Origin of the sequence: Streptomyces chryseus (genome assembly GCF_014650755.1) — a bacterium.
GTDB lineage: Bacteria > Actinomycetota > Actinomycetes > Streptomycetales > Streptomycetaceae > Streptomyces > Streptomyces chryseus.
The window spans coordinates 37040-53210 of sequence record NZ_BMVO01000022.1; the positions used below are offsets into that span (position 1 = coordinate 37040).

A 16171-nucleotide genomic window follows, 5' to 3' on the forward strand; every position below is an offset into this window, starting at 1 on the left:
TCGCCTACCGTTTCGTACGTGACCGAGAAGACCCGCAGTCCCGAGTTCCATCTGGCCATGGGCGCGCTGAGCGGCCTGCGCCAGGACCTGTTCCACGACGCCTTCACCTACCGGCCGCTGCCGCCGATGCGCACGGACGGGCCGATCACCCGGCGGCTGCCGGGACGGCTGCGCAAGTACGCCGCGTGGACGCCGCACGCCGTGGTGGTGGGGACGGCGATGTTCGTGCTGCTGCTGTCCGCCGTCGTGGCCGACAGCGGAGGGGGCAGCCTCAGCGCGCTCCTGGCGGGCTTCATACCCGCCGCCGCCCTGGTGATGACGCTGGTCAGGCCGGCCGGGGCGTGGTGGGTGTCGCTGCTGTCCACGCCGGTCGTCGGCGTCCTGGGCCACTACTGGGACGGCTGGCCGTGGACGCCGTCCTCCTTCGTGGCGCACCTCGCCGTCATGGTCGTGGTCGCCGCCAGGACCCGGCCGCGCACCGCCGCCTGGATGTGGGCGTGCACGGCCGTGTACGCGCTCCTCGCCGAGGGGTTCCTGGGGGTCGGATACAGCTCCGACAGCCCGCAGATGCTGGTGTTCTCCGCGTTCGCGCTGCTCACCACCGCGTTGGTGAGCATCCGCCGCGAGGCACAGCGCGAGGTCACCGTCCAGAAGACCGTCACCGCCGTCGAGCGCGACCGGCGCACGCTGCTGGAGGAGCGGACGACGATCGCCCGTGAGCTGCACGACGTGGTCGCCCACCACATGTCGGTGGTCGCCATCCAGGCGGAGGCAGCCCCGTACCGGGTCGAGAACCCGCCGCCCGAGCTGGAGCAGGCGTTCGTCACGATCCGCGAGAACGCGGTGGCCGCGCTCACGGAGCTGCGCCGCGTGCTGGGCGTCGTACGGGCGGAGGACTACGAGGCGCCGGACGCGCCGCAGCCGACGCTCGCCGACCTCGACGGGCTGATCGCCAACGTCCGGGACGCGGGCCTGACGGTGGACAGGACGGTGACCGGCTCGGTGCGCGAACTCCCGCAGGGCGTCGAGCTCTCGGCGTACCGGATCATCCAGGAGGCACTGAGCAACACCCTGCGCCACGCACCCGGCTCGACCGCGAAGGTGGAGGTGTCGTACGTGCTCGGGGGCCTGGGCCTGCGGATCGTGAACACCGCGCCGCAGGGCCTGGTCAAGCCGTCGCCCGGGGCCGGGCACGGGATCACGGGGATGCGGGAGCGGGTGACGATGCTGAACGGCGAGATGACGGCGGAGGCGACGGAGGACGGCGGCTACGAGGTGGCGGCGTTCATACCGGTCCCGGCGGCCGCGCCCGCCGTCACGCCGGAGACGGCGTCATGACCATCCGGGTACTGATCGTCGACGACCAGATCATGGTCCGTGAGGGCTTCTCGGTCCTGCTGAACGCGATGCCGGACATCGAGGTCGTCGGCGAGGCGGTGAACGGCCGCGAGGCGATCGCCCAGGTCGCCGCGCTGCGGCCGGACGTCGTGCTGATGGACATCCGCATGCCGGAGCTGAACGGCATCGACGCCACCCGCGAGATCGTGGCCGCCGACGCGGACGCCAAGGTGCTGGTCCTGACGACCTTCGACCTGGACGAGTACGTCTACCAGGCCCTGCGGGCCGGCGCGTCCGGCTTCCTGCTCAAGGACGCCTCGGCGCGGCAGCTCGCCGACGGCGTACGGGTGGTGGCGTCCGGCGAGGCGCTGCTCGCCCCCACCGTCACCAAGCGCCTGATCTCGGAGTTCTCGAAACTGTCCGAGGCCCCGCGCCCGCCCGCGCTCGCCCAGGTCGGCGACCTGACGGAGCGCGAGACGGAGGTGCTGGTGCTGATCGCCCAGGGCCTGTCGAACGCGGAGATCGCCTCGCACCTCGTGGTCGCCGAGTCCACGATCAAGACGCACGTCAGCCGGGTCCTGGTGAAGCTGGGCCTGCGCGACCGCACTCAGGCGGCGGTGTTCGCTTATGAGGCGCGGCTGGTCACACCGGGGTAGGTGATCACTCACGTGGGTGATCGGAGAGGGAAGCCGGTCCGAACGGGCCCGGGCGCGGCCACACTGGTGCGCGCACGGAAGGAGGGGCACCATGACGGTTATGGCAGAGCGCACGGTTCAAATGCCGGTCGAGGAGTTCGAGAGGATCGCCGCACTCATCGAGAGAGAGACCGAATCCGTCAGGTTCGAGTTCATCGACGGACGGATCGGGGTCAAAGGGATGACGGATGGAGCTCACGGGGCGATCACCATGTGGCTGGTACGCCAGTGCATGCAGGCACGGCCCGATCTGGACCTCAACCCGACCCAGGGCTTGAAGGTCGAGGAGTACGGCGAGGGCCGCGCTCGCCCCGACGGAGTGCTCGCTCCCGTCGACCACTTCGATGGGCAGGGTGACTGGGGTGATCCCGAGGGCGTGCTCATGACGGTCGAGATCACGTCGTACGACTCCGACACCGACCGGCGGGACCGGCACGAGAAGCCCCCCGCCTATGCCGCCGCCGGCATCCCGGTCCACCTGCTGATCGACCGTGACGCGTGTACCGTGACTGTGTTCAGCGAGCCGGACCCGGACGGGGGAGGCTACCGCGACAGCCACACCGTGAAGTTCGGGGCGAGGGTCAGTCTCCCGGCTCCTGTGGGCATGGAACTCGATACCGAGCGGCTGAAGAAGTACGTCCGCTAGCGTCTGCACATGGCAGAGACGTTCGATCCCTGGTCGCCCTCCTTCGTCGCCGATCCGTACCCCGCCTACGCCGAGCTGCGCGCCCGGGGCCGGGCCCACTGGTACGAGCCGACGCGCCAGTGGCTGATCCCGCACCACGCCGACGTCTCGGCGCTGCTGCGCGACCGCCGGCTCGGCCGTACGTACCTCCACCGGTTCACGCACGAGGAGTTCGGGCGTACGCCGCCGCCGCCCGGCCACGAGCCCTTCCACGTCCTGAACGACCACGGGCTGCTGGACCTCGAAGCCCCGGACCACACCCGCATCCGCCGCCTCGTCTCCAAGGCGTTCACGCCGCGCACGGTCGAGCGGCTGGCCCCCACCGTGCGGCGGCTGGCGGCGGAGCTGGTCGGGGCGTTCGTCGCCCAGGGCGGCGGGGACCTGCTGTCCGCCGTCGCGGAGCCGCTGCCGGTCGCCGTCATCGCGGAGATGCTCGGCGTCCCGGAGCCGGACCGGGTGCTGTTGCGGCCCTGGTCGGCGGACATCTGCGGGATGTACGAGCTGAACCCGTCGGAGGAGACGGCGCGGCGCGCGGTCCGGGCCTCGGTCGAGTTCTCGGCGTACCTGCGGGAGCTGATCGCCGTACGCCGAGAGAGTCCGGGCGAGGACCTGGTCTCGGCGCTGATCGCCGCGCACGACGAGGGCGGGGACCGGCTCAGCGAGCAGGAGATGATCTCGACGTGCGTGCTGCTGCTGAACGCGGGGCACGAGGCGACGGTGAACACGACCGCCAACGGCTGGCGGACGCTGCTGCGGCATCCCGGGCAGCTGGAGGCCCTGCGCGCGGACCAGGGGCTTCTCCCCACCGCCGTGGAGGAGCTGCTGCGCTACGACACCCCGCTCCAGCTCTTCGAGCGGTGGGTGCTCGACGACATCGAGGTCGCAGGCGTGACGATCCCCCGGGGCTCGGAGGTGGCGCTGCTGTTCGGCTCGGCGAACCGGGACCCGGCGGCCTTCGACCGCCCCGGTGAGCTCGACCTCGGCCGGACCGAGAACCCGCACGTGTCGCTGGGGGCCGGTGTCCACTACTGCCTGGGGGCGCCGCTGGCCCGGCTCGAACTGGCCTCCTCCTTCGGCGAGTTGCTGACCCGCGCGCCGAAGATGCGGCTCGCTGAGGAGCCGGAGTGGAAGCCGGGCTTCGTCATCCGTGGGCTGCGGGAGCTGCGCGTCGAGGTGTGACGGGCGGGCTGACCGGGGCTAGAGGAACTCGACGGCGCCGACCAGGGGCAGGGGTGCGACGGCCAGCGCGAGGGCCGCCATCCCGAGCCCCGGCCGGATGTCCCGCTTGGCCTGGAAGCCCAGGAACGCCGTCAGCGGCGGCAGTACGCAGAACACGAGGAAGCTCCAGTGCCATCCCTCCTCACGGGTGAAGAAGAACAGGAGCGCCAGGTACGCGGGGACGGTCATGAGGGTGCCGAAGCGGACCTTCGACAGGAACGTCTCAAGGCTGTCGATGTTGTCGTACGGGAACATGCGGGCCGGTCCTTCCTAGACCGCTTGGTGGTCGTAGCCGCTGGCGGCCACCTCGGGGAAGCCGTCCGCCGCGGAGAAGCCGTTCACCGCCGCCGACATCGCCAGGCCCAGCGTCGTCAGGGCCATCTGCAGCTGGTTGAAGCTGCCCGCCGCGTCGGACCACATCTTCATGATCCGCAGAGCCTGCGCCGCGGCCAGGGCGAACATGGCGGCCGACGCCACCTGCCCGCCGACCGGGATCAGGTTGGCGGCCTGGGCGGCGGCCAGGTTGACCAGCCAGGTGACCAGGGCATCGCAGAGCGCGACCATGAAGGACTTCAGGAACTCGGCGAACTGGAACGCCAGTTGCGCCGCCTGCTTGTAGCTGGTCCGCAGGGAGTCGAAGGTGTCCTTGAAGTCGGTGAGCTTCCCGGCGAATTCGTCGAAGTACACCCGTGCGGCGTCCGAGGCGTTCCCGTTCCAGGTCAGGGCGACGTTTCCGGTGCCCTTCCGCAGGTTCGCCGCCACCGCGTCGCAGAACCCGCCGAGGCCGCCCCACACGTCGGCGCAGTCGTTGTACTTGTTCCAGTCCCCGAGGATCCAGTTGTTCATCTCGCCGAAGGGGTCGAAGCCGAAGAGCAGCTTGGACGCCTCCACCGCCATCGCCGAGGGGCTGCCCAGGTCGAGGATGCTGCCGAGGGTCTTCTGGACCGGGTTCATGTGGTACTCGTCGACATGCCCCTGGCCGAACTGGACCAGCGGGTTCTTGCTCTCCGACGGCATCTTCAGCAGGTCCGCGGCGCTGCTCTTGTCGGAGAAGTCGCCCGCGCTCCCGCCCTCCGGCGGGGAACCGGCTCCCTTGGAACCCGGGTAGGTGGCGTCCAGCTTCGACGCCTCGCCCCGGTCCGTCTCGCGGTAGTACGTGGCGGACTTGGCGAGTTCCCGCGCCGACGAGTTGAGAACCCTCTGAGCCTTCCGCAGAGCCTTCTTGGCTTCGCTCACGTACCTGTCGTGGTCGCCCGCGACCATGTCCCAGGCGGCGCCGCCCAGCGCCGTGTCGATCTGCGCGTTGCCCGTGAACGCGACCGCCTGCGTGCTGCCGTCGGCGGCGCGTGCGACGAGCTTCGAAAACCCGTCGATCGCGCCCGGCTCCACCCGAAAGCTCACCGTCTGCTCCTGCCCCTGGAAGGTTGGTGGTTCCGGGGCGCGGTCGCACGCCCCCGGCCGGCCTGCCGCCGCTCAGTACAGCGACCAGCCCCGGCCGTCGTGGCGGGACTTCTTGCCGCCGTCGCCCTGCGGCGTACGGCGTTCCTCGTCGATCCGGGCCTGCGCCTCGGCCATGCTCCGCTCACCCTCGGCGGCGAGCGCCTCGCGCTCGGCGTCGGAGAGCGCCGCCCACTTCTCGGCCATCGGCGCGGCCTGCGCGACGAGCTGGTCGGCATAGGCGGACACGCCCACCGCGTCCCGGAGGCTCGCGCGCCCCGACAGGACCTCCTGGGCCATTTCCTTCAGGGCGTCTCCGCCGCGTCCCGAGGCGAGCTCCTCCAGGGATCCGCGCAGCACTCTCGCCTGCGCCGGGTCCTGCCCGCTCATTTCGAGGAATTCGGATTCGTCGACCTTCCTGGTCGACTCCGGGCCCTCGGCCACGTGCCCTCCCGGTGCGCGGATCGCCGTCTTCTGTGCGGTCCGACGCTACCGACTTCCCGGCAACGCTCCCCATGCGCTGCCGTCACAGAAGTGTCACAGGCCCCGCCGCCGCGGCACTCAGGCCGGCAGCGTCAGCGACCACGCGTCCGGCCGCACCGTCCACGTCCGGGTCCGGACCGGGCCCGCGACCAGCGCGTCCGCCCGGTAGCGGAAGTCGGGGCCCGACACCGTCACCGCGAGCGCCCGCACCCGTACGTGCTCACCGCCCTGCTGCCGGATCACCACCTCGGCACGCCCGGCGCGCGAGCACACCGACACGTCCTCCACCGGCCGGTCCAGGTCGTTCAGCAGCACCCCGTCCGCCTCCACGCGCAGCCGGTACGTACGGACGGGCTGCGCGGGCGCGAACTGCGGCGCGGGCCGCACCAGCGTGCGGACCAGCGAGCGGCACGTCCCCCAGACGGACGCGGCGGCCGCCGCCTTCGACGGCGCGGCGGGGATCCGCAGGTCGCCCAGGACCACGCCGTCGCTGTCGTCCACCAGCAGGTCCAGCCGCCGCACCACGCCCTCCAGGACGGCGCGGGCCGCCGCCACCGCCCCTATCGGCACGCCCAGCGCCCGCGCGATGTCCACGGACGCCCCCACGGGGATCAGCGCGAGCGCCCCCGCGCCCAGCTCCCTCTCCCGGTGCAGCAGGGCCACCGCGCGCAGCAGCGCCCGGTCGTCGCCGACGACCACGGGGCGGCGGCTGCCCCGGCGGGCGAGCGCCCGGGCGAACTCCTCGGGCCCTTCGGGCAGGCAGATTCTGGCGTTGGCGCCGGCACACAGGACGTCCTTGGCGATCCGTACGGACTCGCCGTCCGTACGCCGGGCGACCGGGTCGATGACCACCAGCAGCGGGTGCGCGGTGGTCGCGGCGGGCTCTGGAGCCGACACCTCGGTCCTTCCTCGGGTAGCATCTTTGTGCAAGAGCCCCTTGCGCTATTGCGCCAGGGGCTTCGTCTATTCCGGGGCAACCGGTCCGACGGCTCAGTATCGGGTGTACGCCGTACGTACGCCCCCTGACCTTGGACATGCCCCGCCCGGAAGGGGTGTACGCCTGTGCCCGCACTTGTGCTGCTCGGTGCTCAGTGGGGTGACGAAGGCAAGGGAAAGGCCACCGACCTGCTCGGTGGATCCGTTGACTATGTAGTGCGCTATCAGGGCGGCAACAACGCCGGCCACACGGTTGTCGTCGGCGACCAGAAGTACGCGCTGCATCTTCTCCCTTCCGGAATCCTCACGCCAGAGTGCACGCCGGTCATCGGTAACGGCGTCGTCATCGACCCGTCGGTCCTGCTCTCCGAGCTGAGCGGTCTGAACGAGCGAGGCGTCGACACGTCCAAGCTCCTGATCAGCGGCAACGCTCACGTCATCACGACGTACAACGTCACGGTCGACAAGGTGACGGAACGCTTCCTCGGCAAGCGCAAGATCGGCACCACGGGCCGCGGTATCGGCCCGACGTACGCGGACAAGATCAACCGCACCGGTATCCGCGTACAGGACCTCTACGACGAGTCGATCCTGACCCAAAAGGTCGAGGCGGCTCTGGAGATCAAGAACCAGCTGCTCACGAAGCTGTACAACCGCCGCGCCATCGAGGCCGGGCAGATCGTCGAAGAGCTGCTGACGCACGGCGAGAACATCAAGCAGTACGTCGCCGACACGACGCTGATCCTGAACAACGCGCTCGACGAGGACAAGGTCGTCCTGTTCGAGGGCGGCCAGGGCACGCTGCTCGACGTCGACCACGGCACGTACCCCTTCGTCACGTCGTCGAACCCGACCGCCGGCGGTGCCTGCACGGGTACGGGCGTCGGTCCGACGAAGATCAGCCGGGTCATCGGCATCCTCAAGGCGTACACGACGCGCGTCGGCGCCGGTCCGTTCCCGACGGAGCTGTTCGACGAGGACGGCGAGGCGCTGCGCCGCATCGGTGGCGAGCGCGGTGTCACCACCGGCCGCGACCGGCGCTGCGGCTGGTTCGACGCGCCGATCGCGCGGTACGCGACGCGGGTCAACGGTCTGACGGACTTCTTCCTCACGAAGCTGGACGTCCTGACCGGCTGGGAGGAGATCCCGGTGTGCGTGGCGTACGAGATCGACGGCAAGCGCGTCGAGGAGCTCCCGTACAGCCAGACGGACTTCCACCACGCGAAGCCGATCTACGAGACGCTTCCGGGCTGGTCCGAGGACATCACCAAGGCCAAGACCTTCGACGACCTTCCGAAGAACGCGAAGGCGTACGTGAAGGCGCTGGAGGAGATGTCCGGCGCGCCGATCTCCGCGATCGGTGTCGGCCCCGGCCGTACCGAGACGATCGAGATCAACTCGTTCGTCTAGCGGTTGCCGCTCTGTGACGGAGGGCCGTGGCGTGTGCCACGGCCCTTCGTCGTGTCCGGGGGCCTTCAGCTCGACCGGTCGTAGGTGAGGGACTCGCCATTGACGGGGTTCACCCGGCGCAGGCGGCCGTCCGGGAGCAGCGTGATCTCGGTCGCCGCCCCCGGCGAGCAGGAGCTCATCGGCTCGCCCGTGGTGACCCGGGACGGGCCGATGCGCAGCGGGGCGTCGGGGCCGGCGGGCGAGGCGGACAGCTCCGCCTGGAAGACGCAGTGGTACGTGCCGCCGCCCGCGACGGGGCCGTCCGCCGTGAGGGACAGGACGGTGTCGCCGGCCTTGCCCTGCTGGAGGGTCAGCCGGCGGGTGCTGCGGCCGGCCCCGCCCTCCAGACTCCCGGTCCAGGTGCCCAGGTAGGCGGTGGGTATCGCGCCGCCGCCCTGGGGGGTGGGGGAGTCGTCGGTGGGGGCCTTGGGGTCGTCCTGGGTGGCGGGCGTGACGGGCGTGGCGGTCGGGGTCTGGGTGCGGCCCGTCCCGTGCTTCCGCTCGTCGCCCGCGTTCATGAACGCGTACACCGAGCCGCCGGCGCCCAGCGCGACGACCAGCGCCACGGCCACCAGCGCGACGGTCGAGCGCCCGCTGCGGGGCGGCGGTCCGGCCGGCGGCTGGTAGGCGTACTGCGGGGCGGGAAAGCCGTAGCCGCCGGGCGGGGTGTGCGGGGTGTACGCCGCGTTCAGGGTCGGCGGTGGCGGCGGGAGCTGGGGCCGGGCGTACGGGGGCGCGGGGGTGTGCCCCACGACCGTCGGCGTCGCGTGCGGCGCGGGGCCCGGGGCGGGAGCGGCCGGCGCGGTGGGCACCGGGGGCCCGCCGTGCCGGGGCGGCTCCTCGGGCGCCGGGGGTCCGGTGTGGTGGGGCGGTCCGGCGGCGAGCGCCCCGGCGCCCGCCGGCCCGGCACGGCCGTTCACCGGGCCGGGGCCGGGGGCGGGGTCGTCCGGGTCCTCGGTGTCCAGGAGCTCTATCGCGTGGCGGCCCAGCCGGGCCACCAGGGCCGCGGGGAGCCAGGGGTCGCCGCTGTCGCCGCCGCGCGTCTGTTCCAGCAGCTCGTCGAGCGAGGGGCGCGCGGCGGGGTCCTTGCGCAGGCAGGAGCCGATCAGGTCCTGAAGGCCCTCGGGGATGCCGTCCAGGGTCGGGGACTCGGTCGCTATCCGGTACATCAGGGCGTGCACCCCGCTGTCGGCCGTGCCGAACGGGAGGCGGCCCGTCGCCGCGTACGCCAGGACCGAGCCCAGGCAGAAGACGTCGCACGCGGGCGTGATCCGCTCGCCCCTGACCTGCTCCGGGGCCATGAAGCCGGGGGAGCCGACGAGGGCGCCGGTCCGGGTCAGGGCCGCCGCTTCGGTGACGGTTTCCAGGGCGCGCGCGATGCCGAAGTCGATGACGCGCGGGCCGTCGATGGTGATCAGGACGTTGGACGGCTTCAGGTCGCGGTGGATCAGGCCGGCCGCGTGGATGTCGCGCAGGGCCTGGGCCAGACCGGCGCCCAGGATGTGCACCGAGCGCTCCGGCAGCGGCCCGTCGCCGGAGACGACCGTGTGCAGGTCCGGGCCGGCGACGTAACCGGTGGCGACCCACGGGACGGCCGCTTCCGTGTCGGCGTCGAGGACCGGCGCGGTCCACCGGCCGCCGACCCGTCTGGCCGCCGCCACCTCCTGGCGGAAGCGGGCGCGGAACTCCTCCTGCTCGGCCAGTTCCCGGCGTACCAGCTTGACGGCGACCGTACGGCCGCGGCCCGAGCGCGCCAGATAGACCTGTCCCATCCCGCCCGCGCCCAGCCGCGCCAACAGCCGGTACGCACCGATCTGCTGCGGGTCGGCCGGTCCCAGCTTCTCCATGGCAGCGCCACCCCTCCCCCGGAACGTCACCCCAACGTCACCCCGAGGATAGTGCGCCGGTACGACAAGGACGGGCGCCGAGCGGCCTACGGTTCCGTCACGGCCCCCACGGCCCCCACGGCCTCCAGGGCCGCCGAGAGCCGCTCCAGCACGCGTACGGTCTCGGCGAACTCCGCCTCGCCCAGTTCGGCCGCGAGCCGCGCCGCGAGCGCCGCGTGCCCCGGCTCGATCCTGCGCACCGCCTCCCGGCCCGCCTCGGTGGGCCGCAGCAGCTTGGCCCTGCGGTGCGCGGGGTTGGCGGCGTACTCCGCGAGGCCCTTGGTCACGAGCAGGTCGGCGATGCGCTGCACGCTCTGCCGGGTGATCCCCATGGTGCGGGCGATGCCGGCGACGGGCAGGGGCTCGTGCAGGACTGCGCCGACGACCTGCCACCAGGCGGCGGTCAGTCCGGCGGGGCGGGCCAGCTCCTCGGAGACCGCGAGGAACTGGCCGTTGAGACGGAAGGTGCCGAGCGCGGTACGGCTCAGCAGCTCCTGCTCCGGCGTACCGCTCACGACTCCAGGACTTCCAGGGCGGAGGCGTCCGAGTCGTGGAACAGCCGGTACCAGGCGTCGAGCTTCTCGCCCTCGTACACGCCGAGCCGCGCGAAGACCTCGCGGGCCAGCGCGACCGGCTCGGTCGGCCCCGCGGTGATCAGCAGGCCGTCCTCGTCGGTGACCGCGTCCGCGTCGCGGTAGTGGTCGCCGCCCTTGTAGCCGGTGGCGGCGAGGTAGAAGGAGACGGCACTGGTGTGCGCCCGGGTGTCGAGCAGGCCCTCGCGCGCCAGGCCGGCCGTGGCGCCGCAGATGGCCGCCACCGGCACGCCCACGTCGAGGAAGGAGCGGGCCGTGCGGGCGAAGGGGGCGAGGTCGTCGGAGGTGTCCCACAGGCTCGCGCCGGTGAGGATCAGCAGCGCGCTGTCCTCGGGGCGTACGTCGTCGAGCGCGAGGTCGGGCTGGACGCGGACGCCGCCCATCGTCGTCACCGGGGCCAGGGAGGCGGCGACGGTCCTGACGGTGTAGCCGTTCTGGGTGAGGAACGCCGTGGTGTGGCCCGTCTCCCAGTCGGCGAAGGTGTCGTAAACGGCGAGGTGCACGGTCTTGACTGTCATGACGTCTCCTCAAGTCGATGACAATATGCTGTCATCATGACAGGCTGCTGTCAATGGGTCGGGCGGTCGACATCCTGCCCACCAAAGTGGCGCAGGACATACAAGGTGGCCATGTCGGCCCCCGCCGGCGCGTCTCTACGCTGGGGCCATGACCCCTCATGTCGACCCTTCCCCAAGCTCTCAGCTTCGTTCGAGCAGGGGAGGCCCCACTGCCGGCGCGGCCGTCAAGGCCGCGGACCGCGCGCACGTGTTCCACTCCTGGTCCGCCCAGGGACTGATCGATCCGCTCGCCGTCGCCGGCGCCGAGGGTTCGTACTTCTGGGACTACGAGGGCAACCGCTACCTCGACTTCACCAGCGGCCTCGTCTTCACCAACATCGGTTACCAGCACCCGAAGGTCGTCGCGGCGATCCAGGAGCAGGCCGCGAAGCTCTCCACCTTCGCGCCCGCCTTCGCCGTCGAGCCGCGCTCCGAGGCCGCACGCCTCATCGCCGAGCGCACCCCCGGCGACCTCGACAAGATCTTCTTCACCAACGGCGGCGCCGAGGCCGTCGAGAACGCCGTCCGCATGGCCCGTCTGCACACGGGCCGCCACAAGGTCCTGGCCGCGTACCGCTCGTACCACGGCGGCACCACCACCGCGATCAACCTCACCGGCGACCCGCGTCGCTGGGCCTCCGACAACGGCACCTCGGGCACCGTCCACTTCTGGGCGCCGTTCCTCTACCGCTCGGCCTTCTACGCCGAGAACGAGGCCGAGGAGTGCGCCCGCGCGCTCCAGCACCTGGAGGACACCATCGCCTTCGAGGGGCCGGCCGCGATCGCCGCGATCGTGCTGGAGACCATCCCCGGCACGGCGGGCATCATGACGCCGCCCCCCGGCTACCTGGCCGGTGTGCGCGAGATCTGCGACCGGTACGGCATCGTCTTCGTCCTCGACGAGGTCATGGCGGGCTTCGGCCGTACGGGCAAGTGGTTCGCCGCCGAGCACTTCGACGTCGTACCGGACCTGATGACCTTCGCGAAGGGCGTCAACTCCGGCTACGTGCCGCTGGGTGGCGTCGCGATCTCCGGCGCCATCGCCGAGACCTTCGAGAAGCGCCCCTACCCGGGCGGTCTCACGTACTCCGGGCACCCGCTGGCGTGCGCCGCCGCCGTCGCCACCATCCAGGTGATGGAGGAGGAGCGCGTCGTCGAGAACGCGGCGGTCATCGGCGAGACGGTGATCGCCCCCGGTCTGCGCGCGCTGGCGGAGCGCCACCCGAGCATCGGCGAGATCCGCGGCACGGGCATGTTCTGGGCCCTGGACCTGGTCAAGGACCGCGAGACGCGCGAGCCGCTCGTCCCGTACAACGCCTCGGGCGAGGCCAACGCCCCGATGGCGGCGTTCGGAGCGGCCTGCAAGAAGAACGGCCTGTGGCCCTTCATCAACATGAACCGCACGCACGTCGTGCCGCCGTGCAACGTCACCGAGGCCGAGGCGAAGGAGGGCCTGGCGGCCCTGGACATCGCCCTGTCGGCTGCGGACGAGCACACCACCGCCGCCTGACGGCAGCAGTGACCGCGCGGGCGGGAGGCGACCTCCCCGCCGCCGCCCGCGCGGGAGTCTCCGGCGGGCTCCCGGCCGCACCGCCTATGGTGTCCGGAGCCATCCGAAGGGGAAAGACGCCATGCCCGCGAGCGGACCTGTGACCCGCAACACCCTGCGGCAGCAGATAGCCGACGCGCTGCGTGACGAAGTGCTCGCGGGGCGTCTGCGGCCGGGGCAGGAATTCACCGTCAAGCAGATCGCCGACCAGTACGGGGTCTCCGCGACGCCCGTCAGGGAAGCGCTCGTCGACCTCACGGCGCAGAGCCTGCTCGACTCCGACCAGCACCGCGGCTTCCGCGTCTGCCGGATCTCCGTGGCCGACTTCCGCGGCATGGTCGAGGCGCGCTCCCTGATCACCGACGGCGTCTTCCGCAAGCTGGCCGAGAGCGGCTGGAGCGGCGCGCGCACGGACGTGCTCCTGGCCGTCCGGCGCCGCGCGGAGGAGGCGGCGCGCGCCGCCCGCGCGGGCGACCTCGACATCTTCATCGGGTACGACCTGCGCTTCTGGCACGAGCTCGGCGCCCTCGTGGACAACCCGCACATCTGCGGCTTCCTGCACCGGCTGCGGTTGCGCTGCTGGGTCTTCTCCGTGCCGTACCTGCGGGGGGACCCCTCGCTCAAGGACCGGCTGTGGCAGGACCACGCCGAGGTCGTGGACGCGGTGACGCGCGCGGACGCCGAGGCGGTACGGGCGGTCATCGCGGCCCACCACGCGCAGATGCTCGCCTGGGCCGAGCACCTGGCGAGCGGTGAGCGGCTGGAGCGGCCGCAGCAGTGAGAGCCGATCTGACGGTCGTCGTCCCCGCCTACAACGAGGAACGGCGCCTGGGCCCCACCCTGGACGCGATCCGCGCCCACCTGAACGCCAACCCCGGCCGTTGGGGCCGCTGGGAGCTGATCGTCGTCGACGACGGCTCCACGGACGGCACGGCCGACGCGGTACGGGCGGCCGCCGCCCGGGAGCCGCGCATCCTGCTGGTGGAGGCCGACGAGCGGGGCAACCGCGGCAAGGGCCATGCCCTGCGGCGCGGCGTCGCCTCGCGCGGCGCCCGGGTGCTCGTCACGGACGCGGACCTGGCCACCCCCATCGAGGAGCTCGACCGCCTCGACAAGGAGCTCTCCCAGGACGAGGAGGGCCTCGCCGCCGCCATAGGGTCGCGCGCGCACCCCGAGTCGTCCATCGACGTGCACCAGCGCCGCGTCCGCGAATGGCTCGGCCGGCTCGGCAACCGGCTCATACGGGCCGTCGCCGTGCCCGGCATACGGGACACCCAGTGCGGCTTCAAGCTCTTCGACGGCGCCAAGGCGCGGGCCGCCTTCGCCGACGCCCGGCTCGACGGGTGGGGGACGGACGTGGAGATCCTGCAGTTCTTCCGGCGGGCGGGCTGGCAGGTGGCCGAGGTCCCGGTCCGGTGGGCCCACCAGGCGGGCTCCAAGGTGAGACCGGTCGACTACTTCAAGGTGCTCGGCGAGCTGGTGAGGCTCAAGGCCCGCCGGGTGCGGCGCGTCGACCTGGCCGTCGCCGCCCTCTTCCTCCTCGCCTCCGTACTGCTCTACAAGGGCCTGTGGGCGGACCTGGACCACCGCTACCTCGCCGACTCGGGGCAGGACCAGAACCAGTGGGAGTGGTTCTTCGCGGTCACCGCCGACAACGTGACCCACCTGCGCAACCCGTTCTTCACGACCGCGCAGAACCATCCCGACGGCGTGAACCTCATGGCGAACACCGTCATGCTCGGCCTGTCCGTGCCGTTCGTCCCCGTGACGCTGGCCTTCGGGCCGACCACGACCTGGGCGCTCGTCCTGACCTGCGGCCTCGCCGCCACCGCCGTCGCCTGGTACTGGCTGCTCGCGAAGCGGCTGGTGAGGAGCCGCTGGGCGGCGGCCACCGGGGCCGCGCTGTGCGCCTTCGCGCCGCCGATGATCTCGCACGCCACCGCCCACCCGAACTTCGCCGTGCTCTTCATGATCCCGGTGATCCTCGACCGGGCCCTGCGGCTCTGCGAGGGCGGCGGCGGGGGCGGGGGCGAGGGCCACAGCGCGGGCCGGGGCGCGGGCGACGGGAAGCGGGTCGTACGGGACGGGGTGCTGCTGGGCCTGTTCGCGACGTACCAGATCTTCCTCGGCGAGGAGCCGCTCCTCCTCGCCGCGATGGGCATGCTGCTCTTCGCCGGGTTCTACGCCCTCGCGCACCGCGAAGCGGCCCGCGCGGCGTGGCGGCCCCTGCTCAAGGGGCTCGGGGTGGCGGCCGCCGTGTGCGTGCCGCTGGTCGCCTTCCCGCTGTACTGGCAGTTCTTCGGTCCGCAGAGCTACCACAGCGTCCTGCACGGCGACAACGCCGGCAACAGCCCGCTCGCCTTCCTGGAGTTCTCCGGCCGCGCGCTGCTCGGCGACGAGGCGCGGGCCGATCCGCTCGCCATGAACCGCACCGAGCAGAACGCCTTCTTCGGCTGGCCGCTGGCGGGGCTGGCGTTCGCCCTCGCGCTGGCGCTGTGGCGGCGTCCCCTGGTCAAGGCGCTCACCTTCACGGGCCTCGCGGCGGCGCTGCTGTCGCTCGGCCCGAGGTTCCGCGTCCCGTACACCGAGGTGATCCTGCCGGGACCGTGGCGGGCGCTCGCGCACCAGCCGCTCTTCGAGTCGGTCATCGAATCGCGGGTGGCGATGATCTGCGCCCCGGTGCTCGGGATCCTGGTGGCCCTGGGGGTGGACGGCGTCCGTACCTCCCCCGACCGCCTCGCGCGCACCCTCGGACTCACCGCGGTCGGCCTCGCGCTGCTGCCGATCGTCCCCACGCCGATGCCGGTGCGGGAGCGCCCCGACGTTCCCGCCTTCATCACCGAGGGGACGTGGAGGCGGTACGTCGCCGAGGGCGAATCGGTGGTTCCCGTACCGCTCCCGGACGCCGGCAACGCGGAGGCGCTGCACTGGCAGTCCGCCACGAAGCCCGATTTCGCGGTCCCCGGCGGATACTTCAACGGCCCCTGGGGCCCGGACCGCATCGGCATCTACGGCGCCTCCCCCCGCCACACCTCGAACCTCCTGCGCGACATCCGCTACGGCGCCGCGATCCCCGCGATCGGCCCCGAGTGGCGGGCCCAGGCACGCGCCGACCTGGCGTTCTGGCGGGCGGGCGTGGTGGTGCTCGCCCCGCAGGACAACGCCGAGGCGCTGCGCGACGCCGTGTCGCGGCTGCTCGGGCAGCCGGGCGAGCGGGCCGGCGGGGCCTGGGTCTGGGACGTCGGCGACGCGCGGTGACGAAACCGGGGCGTGTACGCCAACTGTGCGCGGCGACTTGGTAGCACTACGCTTCCTGGACTGTCGCACGAACCCAGTGGAGAGCGA

15 protein-coding genes are annotated in these 16171 nt (G+C 72.1%); 8 read left to right on the forward strand and 7 right to left on the reverse strand.

The annotated features are described in order from the left end of the window. Nucleotides 1-18 precede the first annotated feature (18 nt). The 4 genes from IE185_RS25795 (at nt 19) to IE185_RS25810 (ending at nt 3897) form a co-directional block, all read left to right on the forward strand. A complete protein-coding gene (locus tag IE185_RS25795; protein WP_373303759.1) occupies nt 19-1338 on the forward strand; it encodes a sensor histidine kinase in 1320 nt (439 codons plus the stop codon). Further along, the gene (locus IE185_RS25800; protein ID WP_138895268.1) at nt 1335-1994 is read left to right on the forward strand and encodes a response regulator; all 660 of its coding nucleotides are present in this window, start codon (nt 1335-1337) and stop codon (nt 1992-1994) included. The genes IE185_RS25795 and IE185_RS25800 overlap by 4 nt, the downstream gene beginning before the upstream one ends. Nucleotides 1995-2085: 91 nt before the next feature. Further along, a complete protein-coding gene (locus IE185_RS25805) occupies nt 2086-2679 on the forward strand; it encodes a Uma2 family endonuclease (protein WP_138895269.1) in 594 nt (197 codons plus the stop codon). 9 nt (nt 2680-2688) lie between these two features. Further along, entirely contained in the window at nt 2689-3897 is a 1209-nt protein-coding gene (locus tag IE185_RS25810; RefSeq protein WP_138895270.1) for a cytochrome P450, read from the forward strand. Nucleotides 3898-3915: 18 nt separating this feature from the next. Here the strand turns inward: IE185_RS25810 and IE185_RS25815 are convergent, their stop codons facing one another. The 4 genes from IE185_RS25815 to IE185_RS25830 all read right to left on the reverse strand — a co-directional run bounded on the left by IE185_RS25815 (nt 3916) and on the right by IE185_RS25830 (nt 6753). After that, on the reverse strand, nt 3916-4191 hold the full coding sequence (locus tag IE185_RS25815; RefSeq protein ID WP_138895271.1) for a hypothetical protein: 276 nt from the start codon (nt 4189-4191) through the stop codon (nt 3916-3918). 15 nt (nt 4192-4206) lie between these two features. Further along, nucleotides 4207-5337 carry a WXG100 family type VII secretion target gene (locus IE185_RS25820; RefSeq protein ID WP_229843692.1) on the reverse strand — a complete coding sequence of 377 codons (1131 nt, stop codon included), beginning with the start codon at nt 5335-5337 and terminating at the stop codon, nt 4207-4209. A 72-nt stretch (nt 5338-5409) separates the two neighbouring features. Further along, nucleotides 5410-5817, reverse strand: a complete 408-nt coding sequence (locus tag IE185_RS25825) for a hypothetical protein (RefSeq protein WP_138895272.1) — start codon at nt 5815-5817, stop codon at nt 5410-5412. Between the two features lie 117 nt (nt 5818-5934). Beyond that, nucleotides 5935-6753 carry a diacylglycerol kinase catalytic domain-containing protein gene (locus IE185_RS25830; RefSeq protein WP_167518967.1) on the reverse strand — a complete coding sequence of 273 codons (819 nt, stop codon included), beginning with the start codon at nt 6751-6753 and terminating at the stop codon, nt 5935-5937. 165 nt (nt 6754-6918) lie between these two features. Between IE185_RS25830 and IE185_RS25835 the strand changes: the two genes are divergently transcribed. Next, nucleotides 6919-8202 carry an adenylosuccinate synthase gene (locus tag IE185_RS25835; RefSeq protein ID WP_138895273.1) on the forward strand — a complete coding sequence of 428 codons (1284 nt, stop codon included), beginning with the start codon at nt 6919-6921 and terminating at the stop codon, nt 8200-8202. A 65-nt stretch (nt 8203-8267) separates the two neighbouring features. On the opposite strand, the gene IE185_RS25840 is transcribed toward IE185_RS25835, so the two are convergent. The 3 genes from IE185_RS25840 to IE185_RS25850 all read right to left on the reverse strand — a co-directional run bounded on the left by IE185_RS25840 (nt 8268) and on the right by IE185_RS25850 (nt 11238). After that, nucleotides 8268-10088 (reverse strand): serine/threonine-protein kinase, encoded by a 1821-nt coding sequence (locus tag IE185_RS25840; protein WP_189716091.1) that lies wholly within the window; start codon nt 10086-10088, stop codon nt 8268-8270. Between the two features lie 86 nt (nt 10089-10174). Then, a complete protein-coding gene (locus tag IE185_RS25845) occupies nt 10175-10642 on the reverse strand; it encodes a MarR family winged helix-turn-helix transcriptional regulator (RefSeq protein ID WP_189716093.1) in 468 nt (155 codons plus the stop codon). Beyond that, the gene (locus tag IE185_RS25850; protein WP_138898102.1) at nt 10639-11238 is read right to left on the reverse strand and encodes a DJ-1/PfpI family protein; all 600 of its coding nucleotides are present in this window, start codon (nt 11236-11238) and stop codon (nt 10639-10641) included. Before IE185_RS25850 ends, IE185_RS25845 begins: the two co-directional genes overlap by 4 nt. Nucleotides 11239-11386: 148 nt before the next feature. Here IE185_RS25850 and IE185_RS25855 point away from each other — a divergent pair, with 148 nt between their 5' ends. The 3 genes from IE185_RS25855 (at nt 11387) to IE185_RS25865 (ending at nt 16084) form a co-directional block, all read left to right on the forward strand. Beyond that, nucleotides 11387-12787, forward strand: coding sequence for an aspartate aminotransferase family protein (locus tag IE185_RS25855; protein ID WP_138898103.1), 1401 nt, complete (start codon nt 11387-11389; stop codon nt 12785-12787). Nucleotides 12788-12908: 121 nt separating this feature from the next. Then, nucleotides 12909-13607, forward strand: a complete 699-nt coding sequence (locus tag IE185_RS25860) for a GntR family transcriptional regulator (RefSeq protein ID WP_138898104.1) — start codon at nt 12909-12911, stop codon at nt 13605-13607. Further along, nucleotides 13604-16084 (forward strand): dolichyl-phosphate beta-glucosyltransferase, encoded by a 2481-nt coding sequence (locus tag IE185_RS25865; protein WP_189716095.1) that lies wholly within the window; start codon nt 13604-13606, stop codon nt 16082-16084. The genes IE185_RS25860 and IE185_RS25865 overlap by 4 nt, the downstream gene beginning before the upstream one ends. Nucleotides 16085-16171: the final 87 nt, after the last annotated feature.